Source organism: Nocardiopsis xinjiangensis YIM 90004, assembly GCF_000341145.1.
GTDB classification, from domain to species: Bacteria; Actinomycetota; Actinomycetes; order Streptosporangiales; family Streptosporangiaceae; genus Nocardiopsis; species Nocardiopsis xinjiangensis.
In genome coordinates, this window is the sequence record NZ_ANBE01000032.1 from 15167 (window position 1) to 27989 (window position 12823).

A 12823-nucleotide genomic window follows, 5' to 3' on the forward strand; every position below is an offset into this window, starting at 1 on the left:
CGGTCATGGAAGCACTGATCGGGCCCTTCGAGGTCACCTTCGTCCAGCGCGCCCTGTGGGGCGGCGTCCTGGTATCGCTGACCTGCGCGCTCGCGGGAACGTGGGTGGTGCTGCGCGGCATGGCCTTCTTCGGGGAGGCCGTCTCGCACGGCATGCTCCCGGGTGTGGCCCTGGCCTCACTGCTCGGCGGGAGCGTCTTCGTCGGGGGTGCCCTGGCCGCGGGCGCCATGGCCGCCGGGGTCACCGTGCTCAGCCGTTCGCCCCGGCTGTCCAGGGACACCAGCATCGGGCTGCTCTTCGTCGGCATGCTCTCGATCGGTGTCATCGTGGTCTCGCACTCGCGGTCCTTCGCCGTGGACCTGACCGCGTTCCTGTTCGGGGACGTGCTCGCCGTGGCCCCGCGCGACCTCGTGCACCTGGCGGTCGCGCTCGCGGCGGTCGCGGCCCTCGCGCTCGTGGGGCACCGGTCCTTCCTCGCCCTGGCCTTCGACCCGCGCAAGGCCCACACCCTGGGGCTCTCGCCCCGCTGGGCCCATGCGGCACTCCTGGCCCTGGTCACCCTGGCGGTGGTGGCGTCCTTCCACGTGGTCGGCACCCTGCTCGTCTTCGGCATGCTCATCGCCCCACCCGCCACGGCCGCTCTGTGGGCCCGCACCGTCCCGGGCATCATGCTCGGCTCGGCCGTGCTCGGATGCGCCGCGACCTACGTGGGCCTGCTCGTGTCCTGGCACGCCGGAACCGCCGCCGGAGCCACCATCACCGCCACCGCCGTCGGGTTCTTCCTCCTCTCGGCCCTGGCCGCACACGTGCGCGGATCACTGACCCGACGGACCTCCCCGCTCCCCGTCCCACCCGTACCCGCCGCCGGCTCCGAGAGCACGGCCCGCAGCGAGAGGATCCCCGCCCCATGATCCAGCCACCCCGCCACCGCACCCCGCGCGCCCTTCCGCTCACCGCCGGGGTCCTGGCCCTGACGGCCGTGGCCACCGCGTGCGGCACCACAGGTGCCCCGGCGGACGAGGCCGGCGAGGCGAGCGCCGAGGCCACACCCCACGGCCACGTCGAGGGCGCCGAGGAGGCCACCGAACCCCAGCCGCGCCTGGTCGTGGCCGACGAGAGCGGCACAGCACAGGTCCTGGACCTGGTCACCGAGGAGACCACCGACCTCGACCCGCTGTCCGAACCGCTGTCCCTGACCGGGGACGGCCGCTTCGCCCACCTGTCCGACGGCGAGCGCACCCGTGTGGTCGACACCGGGGTGTGGACGGTCGACCACGGCGACCACGACCACTACTACCGGGCACCGGTCGAAGAGCTCGGCGAGGTGCCGGTGCAGGGCCCGTCCCGGGTCGCCGCGGACACCACCCGCGCGGTGCTCTCCGGCGAGGAGGACAGCCTCGTACTCGACCGCTCCTCCCTGGAGGACGGCGGCGTGGAGACCGCCGGCCCCGGGACCGATGATGCCGGTCCCGGCTCGCTCCTGGCCCCGTTCCGCGGATTCCTCGTCCGCGTCGGCGACGACGGGACGGTCGAGGTACTGGACGGGGACGGCGAACAGGCCGAGAGGNTTCCTGGCCTGCGAGCACGGCGCCCTGGAGGTGACCGAGTCCGACGGGGAGTTCTCCGCCGCCTCGGTCCCCTACCCCGAGGGCACTGACGCCGACGAACGCGCCGAGACCCTGCACCACCGCCCGCACGCTTCCACCGTCGCGGCCCCGGCCGGCGGCGACGGCGTGTGGGTGCTGGAGTCCGACTCCGAGGAATGGGACCGCATCGACCTGCCCGACACGGTCGCGGCCACCGCGATCGGGGCGGGCGGCCCGGTACTGGCCCTGACCGGGGACGGCCGCCTGCACGCCTTCGATCCGGAGACCGGCGAGGAAGAAGCCTCGGCCGACCTGCTCGGGACCGTCGGCCCCGACCACCCCCCGGTGATCGAGGCCGGCACCGGGCGCACCTACGTCAACGATCCCGAGGAGGGACTCGTGTACGAGATCGACCACGACGACGACCTGCGGGTGGCCAGGGAACTGGAGACCGGACCCGCCCCGCACTTCATGGTCCGGACGGGATACTGATGCGTACCCCCGCGCACGGGCCCGCGTCCGCCGCCGCGGCCCTGGCACTCGCCCTCACCGGGTGCGCGAGCGAGGCCGGCGCGCAGGAACAGGTGGTGGTCACGACCAACATCCTGGGCGACATCGCCGAGAACGTCCTCGGCGACCGGGCCGAGGTCACGGTGCTGATGCCGCCCGACACCGATCCGCACTCCTTCGAGGTCTCCGCGCAGGAGGCGGCCCTGCTCGAGTCGGCCTCCCTCGTCGTGCACAACGGCCTCGGCCTGGAGGAAGGCGTCGAACACCACGTCGCCGCCGCCGAGGAGGCCGGGGTGCCCACCCTGGAGGTCGGCGCGCACGTGGACCCGATCGATTTCACCTCCGACGAGGACGAGGGCGCACCCGACCCGCACTTCTGGACCGATGCCCGACGTGTGGCCACCGCCGTCGACCTCATCGCCGACGCCGGTGCGGAGGAGCTCGACGGGGCCGACGCCGACGCGGTGCGGGCCGACGCCGAGGACTACCGCGGGCAGGTCGAGGAGCTCGACGCCTGGATGGCCGAGCGCTTCGAGGCCCTGCCCGAGGAACGCCGGGCCCTGGTCACCAACCACCACGTCTTCGGTTACCTGGCCGAACGCCACGGGTTCGAGGTGATCGGCGCGGTCGTTCCCAGCGGCACCACGCTGGCCTCCCCCAGCAGCTCGGATCTGGCCTCCCTGGCCGACGCGGTCGACCGGGCCGGGGTCGGGGCGGTCTTCGCCGACTCCTCCCAGCCCGACCGGCTCGCCCGAGCCATGGCCGAGGAGGCCGACACCGAGATCGAGGTCGTGCCCCTGTTCTCGGAGTCGCTGACCGCACCGGGCGGGGGCGCCGAGACCTACCTGGAGATGATGCGCGCCAACACCGACGCCATCGCCGACGCCCTGGCCGAGGACCAGGACTGACCCCCTTGTTCCCCCACACGACATCCCCGCAGATGAGGAGAAATCCCATGTTCACCCCACGCCACACGGGCCCGGCTGCCCTGGCCGTGTCGGCCCTGCTGTTGACCGCTTGCGGCGGCGAGACCGACGGAGCCACGCAGGCCGACACGGGTGCCGACGTCACCGACCCCGTGGTCACGACCTACGACGGGGGCGTCCTCGTCCTGGACGGTTCCACCCTGGAGGTGGAGGCCGACATCGAGCTCGACGGGTTCAACCGCCTGAACCCCACCGGGGACGGCCGACACCTGCTGGTCTCCACCTCCGAGGGTTTCCAGGTGTTGGATGCGGTCGCCGGGGAACTCACCGGCACCGTTTTCGGGGCCGAGACACCCGGCCACGTGGTCGTGCACGAGGGCCGCACGGCGCTGTTCGACGACGGGACCGGCGAGATCACCGTGTTCGACAGCGAGGCCGCCGGCGAGGTCACCCCGGAGGAGGCCGACACCCACACCGCCGACGAACCGCACCACGGTGTCGCGGTGGAGCTGTCCTCCGGGCAGCTCCTGCACACCCTCGGCGACGAGGAGTCGGTGGACGGGGTCGTGGCCCTGGACCCCGACGGCGAGGAGATCGCCCGCAGTGAGGACTGCCCGGGTGTGCACGGCGAGACGGTGGCCCAGGACGAGGCCGTCGTCGTGGGCTGTGAGGACGGCGCCCTGATCTACGACGGCGACGGCTTCACCAAGGTCGACAGCGAGGACGATTACGGGCGGATCGGCAATCAGGCCGGTTCCGAGCACTCCCCCGTGGTCCTGGGTGACTACAAGGTCGACGAGGAAGCGGAACTGGAGCGCCCCGAGCGGGTCGCGCTCATCGACACCGCGGACGAGGAACTGGAGCTGGTCGACCTCCCTGCCAGTTACACCTTCCGTTCCCTCGGCCGCGGTCCGCAGGGTGAGGCCCTGGTCCTGGGCACCGACGGCACCCTGCACGTGATCGACCCGGAGGAGGGCGAGGTGACCGACGGCGTCGAGCTCATGGACGAGTGGGAGGAGCCGCTGGAGTGGCAGAAGCCCCGCCCGGCGCTGTTCGTTCGGGGTTCCACGGCCTACGTGAGCGACCCCGACGCGGACGAGCTGCACGCGGTCGACCTGGAGTCCCTGGAAGTCACGGCCACGCAAGGGCTGGAGGCGGCACCGAACGAGCTCAGCGGCGTCTCGACGCCCTGACCCGCACCCGCTGACCCCTCCCCCGCCGGCGGCGGACCCGGCTTCCCCCGGGGCCGCCGCCGGTCCCTTCTTCCCCCGGCGGCGTGGCCTGTTGCTCAGGCACGCTGGGGGCGGCGGTCGACCGGGACGATCATCGGGGTCTCGGTCTCGGGGTCGGGCACCACACGCACCGGCAGCCCGAAGACCTCCTCCACCAGGTCGGCGGTGACGACCTCCGAGGGGGTGCCCTGGGCGACGATCGCGCCCTCCTTCATCACCACCAGGTTGGTGGCGTAGCGGGCGGCGTGGTTGAGGTCGTGCAGGACCGCCACGAGGGTGTGCCCGCGGTTGTGGTGCAGGTCCGCACACAGGTCGAGCACGTCCATCTGGTGGGCGATGTCGAGGTAGGTGGTGGGCTCGTCCAGCAACAGCAGCGGGGTCTGCTGGGCCAGGACCATCGCCAGCCACACACGCTGGCGCTGCCCGCCGGAGAGTTCGTCGACGGAACGGTCGGCCAGGTCGGTGACCCCGGTGGCCTCCATGGCGTCGGTGAGCACGGCCTCGTCCTCGGCCGACCACTGGCGCAGGAATCCCTGGTGGGGGTAGCGGCCGCGGGAGACCAGGTCGGCCACACCGATGCCCTCGGGGGCCACCGAGCTCTGCGGCAGCAGGCCCAGACGGCGGGCGACCTCCTTGGCCGGGTAGGAGCCGATGGCCTCGCCGTCCAGGTGCACCTGACCGTCCGCGGGCTTCAGGGTGCGCGAGAGGGCGCGCAACAGGGTGGACTTGCCGCAGGCGTTGGGCCCGACGATGACGGTGAAGGAACTGTCGGGGATGGACACGCCGAGGTCGCGGGAGATGACGCGCTGATCGTAGGCCAGGGTCAGGCCGTGGCCGTGGAGACGGGTGCCGTCGTGGCCGTTGGTACTCATGTGTTCCTCGTTGTGCTCAGGCACGGCCGCCGCGCCATTCGGTGTACAGAAGCCAGATGAGATAGCTGCCGCCGATGACGGCGGTGACCACACCCACGGGGAGCTGTGTGGGTGCCAAGGCCCGCAGGGCCACCAGGTCGGCGACCACGAGCAGTGTCGCACCCATGGCTGCCGCGCCCACCAGGGTGGTCCCGCCGGAGCGGGTCAGGCGACGGGCCAGCTGGGGTGCGGCCAGGGCGACGAAGCCGATGGGGCCGGCCACGGCGATGGCGGCTCCGGTCAGGGCGCTGGCCGCGGCGAAGGCGATGATCTGGGTGCTGCGGATGTCCACGCCCAGGCCGCGTGCGGTGTCCTCGCCCAGTTCCATGAAACGCAGGCGCCGGCCGAGGGCGAACAGTACCCCGCCCAACAGTACGAACGCGGTCCACACGGCCACGACCTCGGCCCAGCCGCGGTCGTTGAGGCTGCCGATCATCCAGATCTGGGCACCCAGGGCCTCGGTGAGTTCGGCTCGGGTCATGAGGTAGTCGCGCACCGAGGAGAGCATGGCGCTGATACCGATACCGACCAGGACGAGCCGGTAGCCCTGCACCCCGTTCTTCATGGCGAGCAGGTAGACGGCCGCGGCGGTGACCAGTCCGCCCGCGATCGCGCCCAGGGACACCTCGAGGCGGCCGGCACCGAAGACGAGGATGACGGCGACGGCACCGGTGGCGGCACCGGAGGTGAAACCGATGATGTCGGGGCTGCCCAGAGCGTTGCGCGAGAGACTCTGGAAGACGGCTCCGGCCACGCCCAAGGCGGCCCCCACACCGGCCGCGGTCAGGGCGCGGGGCAGGCGGGTGCCTTGGACGAAGAAGACGTCGAGGTGCTCGCCGTGGCCCAGGATCGCCCCGGGTACGGCCGCCAGGGACACCTCGTAGTCACCGACCGAGACCGACACCGCCAGGGTGAGGGCGCTGATCAGCAGAAGCACGAGGCAGACCACGAGGGTGCGGGGCCGGGCCAGGAAGGACATGCGTCCCTGCAGCGGCCGTACGGGAACGGTGCCGCGCGGGGAGCGGCGGGGCCGGCCGGTGCGGCGCCGCGGGGTCAGGGTGTCGCTCACAGCTGAGCCATCCTTCTGCTGCGGACCAGGGCGATGAACACGGGGGCGCCGACGATCGCGGTGATGATGCCGACCTCGAGTTCCGCGCCGGGAACGACGAGGCGGCCGACGATGTCGGAGGCGGTCAGCAGGACCGCCCCGAGCACGGCGGAGTAGGGCAGGAGCCAGCGCTGGTCGGGCCCGGTGACGATACGTGCCATGTGGGGGATGACCAGGCCGACGAACCAGATCGGCCCGGCCGCGGCGGTGGCGGCGCCGCACAGCAGGATGATGCCGACCGCGGTCAGCGCGCGCACGAGGGGGATACGGGCGCCGAGGGAGGCGGCGAGCTCGTCCCCGAGGGCGACGGCGTTGAGGGAGGGGCCCAGGCAGAGGGTGAGGACGATACCGGCGACGAGGAAGGGCGCGACCTGCCAGAAGAGGTCGATGTCGCGTCCGACGAGGGAACCGACCTGCCAGAAACGGATCCGGTCGAAGGCGAAGTCGTTGAGGACGACGATCCCGTGCACGAGCCCTTGGAGGACGGCGGCCAGGGCGGTGCCGGCCAGGGCCAGGCGTACCGGTGTGGCGGCGGAACGGCCGCGGGAGCCGAGTGCGTAGACGGCGACGGCGGCCAGGGCGGCGCCGAGGAAGGCGGGCCAGACCAGGGAGGTTCCGCCGAGGCCGAGGACGACACTGGCGACGACCACGGCCGCGGCGGCCCCGGAGTTGACCCCGAGGATGCCGGGTTCGGCGAGGGGGTTGCGGGTCAGGGCCTGCATGAGGGCGCCGGCGAGGCCGAGGGCGGCCCCGACGAAGACGCCGAGGACCGTGCGGGGCACGCGCAGGCTGCGGACGACGTCGTGGTCGTAGCCGCCGTCGTAGTGGACGAGGGCGTTCCAGACCTCGCCGGGGGCGATGGCTCTGGACCCCACGGAGACGCTCAGAAGCACGCACACGCCGAGGACGGCGAGGGCGAGCAGGAGGCCGGCGGGGCGGGCCACGCGTCGGGTGCGTGCGGGGGGAGGGAGTGTGGGAGCGCGCGGAACCACGTGCGTCCCCCGTTCGTGTTCGCGTCGATGAAAGGTGAGGCTTGCCTTACTGTGGCCCGAGGCGTCATCGTGGGGCGCGTCGGACCGCACCTGCCACCCGAGTTGTCAGGCCAGGCTTACCTTACCAATCCTCCATGCGAAGGATCCGATCGATGCCCCTGTCTTTCCGCGATTACCGTTCTGTCCCCACCCTGGTCCTGGGGCTCGCCCTCCTGGCCACCGGATGCTCCGCCGACGGTGAGGGGCACGGATCCCCCGAAGGCGGGTCCCGCACCGTGGAGGGCACCAACGGATCGGTGGAGATCCCCGCCGAACCGGAGAACGTGGCGGTGCTGTGGCGCCCCACCCTGGCCGCCGCCACCCGGCTCGGACACGACGTCGCCGCGACCATGGGCACACCGGGCGAGAGCGGACAGGGTCTGGAACCGTTCCTGCCGCCGGAGGCCGAGGGCGATGAGCTCGACGTGGTGACCAACTCCCCCTCCGAGGAGGACATCAACATCGAGGAGCTGGCCAACGCCGCGCCCGACCTCATCATCGGTGTGCAGACGCAGACCGGTACTCAGGCCGAGATGCTGCAGGACCTGGAGCAGATCGCCCCGACCGTGCTCCTGGAATGGCAAGGCACCGGTTCCTGGCGCGAACACCTGGAAGAGGTCGCCGAGGTCCTGGACGAACACGAGCGCGCCGAAGAAGCCGTGGCCGAGTACGAGGACGCGGTCGAACAGGCCCGCGAGGAGTTGTCCGGGGCCGGCACCGACCCGGCGGAGACCGAATTGTCCCTGGTTCGGTTGCAGGACGAGAGCGAGATCCGCTTGGAGACCTCGGCCTCCTTCCCCGGCCAGGTGGTGGAGGACCTCGGCTTCGCCCGCCCCGACGACCAGCTCGATCCCGAGGGCGGGACCGACTTCGTACCGCGCAGTTACGAGAACCTCGACTCCGCCGACGGCGACGCGGTCTTCGTGCTCACCGGCTCCGGCTACCCCGAGGCGCCCGAGTCCTTCTCCGAAGGGATCTGGGCCAACCTGTCGGCGGTACAGGAGGAACAGGTCTTCCACGGCGACCACGACGTGTGGGGCGCGGCCTCCTACTACGCGGCCCACCACATCGTCGAGGAGGTCACCGCCGCGCTCACGGGTGAGACCGGCCCCGCGGTCTGAGAACGCGGGGCCGGACCCCGGGCAGGGACCCGGCCGGGCCCCGCCCACGTCGCGCAGGCGCGGGCCCGGCAGCGGGTCACTCGAGCCCGTGCACGTCCAGGGACGACACGTACGCGGTGCCTTCCTCGGCTTCGGGCAGCACGAGGTCGGTGATCACCGCCTGGCCCCGGTCACCGAAGACCTCCACGGTGGAGCGGTCCACCACCCGCAGGTGCACCGTCCCGTCTCCGGTCTCCAGCGCCCTGGTGCGGCGGGCGCGAAAACCGGAGGTGATATCGACGGTCCCGTGTTCGGTGCGGCTGGTGGGGAGGGCCACGGGTGCCCTCCAGGGCCTCAACCGGTCGGGGTTCCTTCGGCGGGGGTACCTTCGTGCTCGTCGGCCAGGAGAGCGGCGAGATCGTCGAGAATGCCTTCGTCGTCGGCGGTGAGCTCGACCTCGTCGCCGTGGGCGGCGCCCAGCGACATCAGGGCCAGGACACTGGCGGCGTCGACCGGGGGCCCGGCCTCACCGTCGACGACCTCGGCCAGGCGGACGGCGCCCTGGTGCTCGGCGGCGGCCCGGGCCAGCAGCGAGGCCGGGCGGGCGTGCAGCCCCACGGGGGAGGCGATGGTGACACGTCGGTGCACGGATGCTTCCTCTCGGATCGTCGGGTCAGGCGGCGGCCGCGGCGGGGACCTCGGCCGGGATGCGCGCGCCGCGGCCGATGCTCTTGGCCAGCAGCACGGCGGCGGTGGAGACCGCGATCCCGATGAGGACCGCGACCAGGTACAGCAGCGGACCGCCGACCAGGGGCAGGACGAACACGCCCCCGTGCGGTGCCATGAGGGTGCTGCCGAAACCGATCGCCAGGGCACCGGCGGTGGCCGAACCCAGGACGATGGAGGGGATGACCCGCAGCGGGTCGACGGCCGCGAAGGGGATCACGCCCTCGGTGATGAAAGAGGCCCCCAGCAGCCAGGCCGGGCGGGCGCTGGCGTGCTCGGCGGGACTGAACAGGTCGCGCTTGATCTTGGTGGCCAGTGCCAGGGCGATGGGCGGGGTCATGCCCGCGGCCATGGCGGCGGCCATGAGCGCGAAGGCGGTCTCACTGCCGGTGGTGAGACCGCCGACGGCGAAGGTGTAGGCGACCTTGTTGACGGGCCCACCCATGTCGACGGCCATCATGGCGCCGATGAGACCGCCCAGAAGGATCGCGTTGGTCCCGGTCAGGCCGTTGAGCCAGGCGGTGATGGCCTGCATGGCCACGGCGATGGGCTCGCCCACGACCACGAACATCAAGGTGCCGACCACCGCCGATCCGATCAGGGGCAGCACCAGGACCGGCATCACCCCGGCCACGGCACGCGGCACGGGCACACGGCGCATCCCGGCGACGACCGCACCGGCGAGCAGGCCCCCGAGAAGGCCGCCGAGGAAGCCGGCCTCCACGGCCACGGCGGCGGCCCCGGCGACGAACCCGGGCGCGAGAGCGGCCCGGTCGGCCATGGCGTAGGCGATGAACCCGGCCAGGACCGGCACGAGGAAGTCCATGGCCAGCGTGCCGGTCTGGTTGGCCAGGGCGGCCCAGCTGGTGAGGCTGAGAACTTCGAAGTGTTCGGTGACCGGCGGGGCCTCGGTGATGTCGTAGCCGCCCAGGGCGAAACCGAGCGCCATGAGCAGCCCGCCGGCGGCGACGAACGGGATGATGTAACTGACACCGGTCATGAGCCACTGCTTGAGGCTGCTGCCGAACCCGCCCGTGCCCGTCGTCCTGGCCTCGGGCGGCGGTGCGCCCTCGCCAAGGGCGGCCGCGGGGTCGGTCCCGTTCCCGGCCTCCTGCGCGGTGCCTGCGGCTCCCTCGGAGCCCTCGTCTGTACCGGCCTGCTGCTGTCCGACGGCCTCGACGGCCTGGTCGAGGAGCCCGGCGGCGTCGTTCACCGCCTGCTTGACGGTGGTCTCGACGCAGGGTTTGTCCTCGAAACGTTCGCGTCCCTGCACACCGACGTCGGCGGCGAGGACCACAGCCTCGGCCGCGGCGATCTGCTCGTCGGAGAGGGCGGAGGTACCGGCCGACCCCTGGGTCTCGACGGAGACCTCGTGTCCGGCGGCACGTCCGGCCTGTTCGAGGGCCTCGGCCGCCATGTAGGTGTGGGCGATTCCTGTGGGGCAGGAGGTGACGGCGACGATCCTCACGGGGCCACCTCCGCTCGGACGTACTCGGCCACGTGCGCCGGATCGGTGGCGTTCAGGAGGGTTTCGGTGAACTCCGCGCGCATGAGCCGGCGCGAGAGGGCGGCCAGCACCGTCATGTGATCGGTGTCGCCGCCCTCGGGCGCGGCGATGAGGAAGATCAGGCGGGCGGGACCGTCGTCGGCCCCGAAGTCCACCCCGTCGGCGCTGCGGCCGATGGCGAGGGTGGGAACGGTGACGGCCTCCGACCGGCAGTGGGGGATGCCGATTCCGCCGGGCAGGCCGGTGGACATCTGCGCCTCGCGGGCCTCCACGTCGGCGAGGAAGCGCTCCAGATCGGTGACCCGACCGGCCTTGTGCAGGCGTTCGCCCAGGGTGCGCACCACGGCGCGCCGTTCGTTGGGGGCCAGGTCGAGGTCGACCAGTTCGGTGGTGAGGAGTTCGGTCATGGTGCTGCTCCCGTGAGGGTGAGGGTGGTGTCGACGGTGGTGACGTGCACGGTCTCCGTGTGCAGGTCGTCGGGTGCGGGCATGCGGCTGCCCGGGAGGCCGACGGCGGCGGTGCCGTGGGCCACGGCCGAACGCAGGGCCTCGGGCCCGCTGCCTCCGGCACCGAGGAACCCGGCGAGCAGGGCGTCGCCGGCGCCGACGGTGCTCAGTACCGCGGGGGCGGGGCCGTGGGCGTGCCAGGCGCCGTCGTCCTCGACCAGGAGCGCCCCGTCGGCGCCGAGGCTGACCAGGACCGCGCCCACGCCCAGGCCGCGCAGCCCGTGGACGACGTCGAGGACGGCGCCGAGGGTGGGCAGGGGGCCTCCGGCGAGTTCGGCGAGTTCGTCGTGGTTGGGCTTGACCAGGTCGGGGCGGGCCTCGGCGGCGCGTGCCAGTGCGGGGCCGGAGGTGTCCACTGCGGTGCGGGCGCCCGCGCGGCGTCCTGCCTCGACGAGGTCGGCGTGCAGGTGGTCGGGGCCGTCGGTGGGCAGGCTCCCGCAGGTGGCGAGCCAGTCGGAACCCTCGGCCAGGAGAGTGGCCCGCTCGACGAGTTCTCGGACCTCGCCGGGGGTCAGGGCGGCACCGGATTCGTTGAGTTTGGTGGTGGTGCCGTCGGCCTCGACCAGGGTGAGGTTGCTGCGGGTGGCGCCCCGCACGGGGACCTCGGCGACGGGGACCCGTTCCTGTTGGAGGAGGGCGCCCAGGCGTGCGCCCTCGGATCCGCCGCTGGGCAGCAGGGCGGTCGTGGATCGTCCGGCCGCGGCCAGGACCCGGGAGACGTTGACACCCTTGCCACCGGGGTCGAGGTGGGCCCGGGCGCGGTGGACCTCGCCGCGGTGGAGGGTGTGCACCGCGACCGTGCGGTCGAGGCTGGGGTTGGGGGTGACGGTGGCGATCACGCGATCACCAGATCGGTCTCGGCTCCGGCAAGGGCCTCGCGGGCCTGTTCGTCGAGGCCGTCGTCGGTCACCACCGCGTCCATCTCGTGCAGGTGGGCGAAGCGGCTGAAGTGGTCGTCGCCGTACTTGCTGTGGTCGGCGAGCAGGACGCGGCGACGGCAGGAGCGGACCATGGCGGCCTTGACGGCGGACTCTGCGGGGTCGGGGGTGGTGCAGCCGCGCTCGGCGGAGAACCCGTTGGTGCCGAAGAACCCGATGTCGACGGTGAGGCCGTCGAGCACGTCCTGGGACCAAGCGCCCACGGAAGTCAGTGTGGTGGCGCGCACCCGCCCTCCGAGCAGGTGGAGCTCGCAGTCGCGCCGGGCCACGAGCTGCTGGGCGGCGGGCAGGGAGTTGGTCACGACGGTGAGTTCGGCGCCGTCGGGCACGAGCCCGGCCAGGCGGGCCGTGGTGGTGCCGCCGTCGAGGAGGACGGTGCCGCGTCGGGGCAGGTGCTCGACGGCGGCGCGGGCTATACGTTCCTTCTGGGCCTCGTTGGTGCGGTCGCGCAGAGTGACGCTGGGCTCGAAGTCCAGGCGCTCGACGGGGATGGCGCCGCCGTAGACCCGGCGCACCACACCCTGGCGTTCGAGGACCCCCAGGTCTCGACGGATGGTCTCCGGTGCCACGGTCAGTTCTTCGGAGGCCGACGTGACGTCGACGCGTCCGTCCCCGCGTGCCTTCTGCGCCAACAGCTGTCGGCGCTCGGCCCCGTACATGCCCGATTCCCTCCGTTGTCTGATTTGGTATTGACTGATTTTGCCCGTTGTTGCCATATTGTCAAGGGTCTGCGAACCGCCGG

14 protein-coding genes are annotated in these 12823 nt (G+C 72.4%); 5 read left to right on the top strand and 9 right to left on the bottom strand.

Going from position 1 to position 12823, the window contains the following annotated elements; translation table 11 throughout:
• The first annotated feature begins 5 nt into the window (after positions 1 to 5).
• The 4 genes from aztB (at position 6) to aztD (ending at position 4215) form a co-directional block, all read left to right on the top strand.
• Positions 6 to 911, top strand: a complete 906-nt coding sequence (aztB, locus tag D473_RS0115455; RefSeq protein WP_017609967.1) for a zinc ABC transporter permease AztB — start codon at positions 6 to 8, stop codon at positions 909 to 911.
• Positions 912 to 1598: 687 nt separating this feature from the next.
• A complete protein-coding gene (locus D473_RS26135; RefSeq protein ID WP_051043098.1) occupies positions 1599 to 2078 on the top strand; it encodes a PQQ-binding-like beta-propeller repeat protein in 480 nt (159 codons plus the stop codon).
• The gene (aztC, locus tag D473_RS0115465; protein WP_017609968.1) at positions 2078 to 3004 is read left to right on the top strand and encodes a zinc ABC transporter substrate-binding protein AztC; all 927 of its coding nucleotides are present in this window, start codon (positions 2078 to 2080) and stop codon (positions 3002 to 3004) included. The genes D473_RS26135 and aztC overlap by 1 nt, the downstream gene beginning before the upstream one ends.
• A 47-nt stretch (positions 3005 to 3051) precedes the next feature.
• On the top strand, positions 3052 to 4215 hold the full coding sequence (aztD, locus tag D473_RS0115470) for a zinc metallochaperone AztD (protein WP_017609969.1): 1164 nt from the start codon (positions 3052 to 3054) through the stop codon (positions 4213 to 4215).
• 95 nt (positions 4216 to 4310) lie between these two features.
• Here the strand turns inward: aztD and D473_RS0115475 are convergent, their stop codons facing one another.
• From D473_RS0115475 to D473_RS0115485, 3 genes are read right to left on the bottom strand one after another with little or no spacing between them, the layout of a single operon-like run.
• Positions 4311 to 5126 (bottom strand): ABC transporter ATP-binding protein, encoded by an 816-nt coding sequence (locus D473_RS0115475; protein ID WP_026126991.1) that lies wholly within the window; start codon positions 5124 to 5126, stop codon positions 4311 to 4313.
• A 16-nt stretch (positions 5127 to 5142) separates the two neighbouring features.
• Positions 5143 to 6234: a FecCD family ABC transporter permease gene (locus D473_RS0115480; protein ID WP_017609971.1), complete on the bottom strand. Its 1092-nt coding sequence runs from the start codon at positions 6232 to 6234 to the stop codon at positions 5143 to 5145.
• Positions 6231 to 7265, bottom strand: a complete 1035-nt coding sequence (locus D473_RS0115485; RefSeq protein ID WP_026126992.1) for a FecCD family ABC transporter permease — start codon at positions 7263 to 7265, stop codon at positions 6231 to 6233. Before D473_RS0115485 ends, D473_RS0115480 begins: the two co-directional genes overlap by 4 nt.
• A 152-nt stretch (positions 7266 to 7417) precedes the next feature.
• Here D473_RS0115485 and D473_RS0115490 point away from each other — a divergent pair, with 152 nt between their 5' ends.
• Positions 7418 to 8425, top strand: coding sequence for an iron-siderophore ABC transporter substrate-binding protein (locus tag D473_RS0115490; protein ID WP_017609973.1), 1008 nt, complete (start codon positions 7418 to 7420; stop codon positions 8423 to 8425).
• Positions 8426 to 8501: 76 nt separating this feature from the next.
• Here D473_RS0115490 and D473_RS0115495 read toward each other — a convergent pair whose 3' ends face one another.
• The 6 genes from D473_RS0115495 to D473_RS0115520 are packed head-to-tail and all read right to left on the bottom strand — an operon-like array spanning position 8502 to position 12740.
• Positions 8502 to 8741: a GH32 C-terminal domain-containing protein gene (locus D473_RS0115495; protein WP_017609974.1), complete on the bottom strand. Its 240-nt coding sequence runs from the start codon at positions 8739 to 8741 to the stop codon at positions 8502 to 8504.
• A gap of 17 nt (positions 8742 to 8758) precedes the next feature.
• Positions 8759 to 9052 carry an HPr family phosphocarrier protein gene (locus D473_RS0115500; protein WP_017609975.1) on the bottom strand — a complete coding sequence of 98 codons (294 nt, stop codon included), beginning with the start codon at positions 9050 to 9052 and terminating at the stop codon, positions 8759 to 8761.
• Positions 9053 to 9077: 25 nt separating this feature from the next.
• Complete coding sequence (locus tag D473_RS0115505; RefSeq protein ID WP_017609976.1) at positions 9078 to 10598, bottom strand: PTS fructose transporter subunit IIC; 1521 nt, start codon at positions 10596 to 10598, stop codon at positions 9078 to 9080.
• Positions 10595 to 11044 (bottom strand): PTS sugar transporter subunit IIA, encoded by a 450-nt coding sequence (locus tag D473_RS0115510; RefSeq protein ID WP_017609977.1) that lies wholly within the window; start codon positions 11042 to 11044, stop codon positions 10595 to 10597. The genes D473_RS0115505 and D473_RS0115510 overlap by 4 nt, the downstream gene beginning before the upstream one ends.
• Complete coding sequence (pfkB, locus tag D473_RS0115515; RefSeq protein WP_017609978.1) at positions 11041 to 11982, bottom strand: 1-phosphofructokinase; 942 nt, start codon at positions 11980 to 11982, stop codon at positions 11041 to 11043. The genes D473_RS0115510 and pfkB overlap by 4 nt, the downstream gene beginning before the upstream one ends.
• The gene (locus D473_RS0115520) at positions 11979 to 12740 is read right to left on the bottom strand and encodes a DeoR/GlpR family DNA-binding transcription regulator (RefSeq protein WP_017609979.1); all 762 of its coding nucleotides are present in this window, start codon (positions 12738 to 12740) and stop codon (positions 11979 to 11981) included. Before D473_RS0115520 ends, pfkB begins: the two co-directional genes overlap by 4 nt.
• Between the last annotated feature and the right edge of the window lie 83 nt (positions 12741 to 12823).

Excerpts from the sequence above, each read along its gene's own strand:
- aztB (WP_017609967.1), top strand. The coding sequence starts at position 6 with ATGGAAGCACTGATCGGGCCCTTCGAGGTCACCTTCGTCCAGCGCGCC.
- aztC (WP_017609968.1), top strand. The coding sequence starts at position 2,078 with ATGCGTACCCCCGCGCACGGGCCCGCGTCCGCCGCCGCGGCCCTGGCA.
- aztD (WP_017609969.1), top strand. The coding sequence starts at position 3,052 with ATGTTCACCCCACGCCACACGGGCCCGGCTGCCCTGGCCGTGTCGGCC.
- D473_RS0115475 (WP_026126991.1), bottom strand. The coding sequence starts at position 5,126 with ATGAGTACCAACGGCCACGACGGCACCCGTCTCCACGGCCACGGCCTG.
- D473_RS0115490 (WP_017609973.1), top strand. The coding sequence starts at position 7,418 with ATGCCCCTGTCTTTCCGCGATTACCGTTCTGTCCCCACCCTGGTCCTG.
- D473_RS0115510 (WP_017609977.1), bottom strand. The coding sequence starts at position 11,044 with ATGACCGAACTCCTCACCACCGAACTGGTCGACCTCGACCTGGCCCCC.
- D473_RS0115520 (WP_017609979.1), bottom strand. The coding sequence starts at position 12,740 with ATGTACGGGGCCGAGCGCCGACAGCTGTTGGCGCAGAAGGCACGCGGG.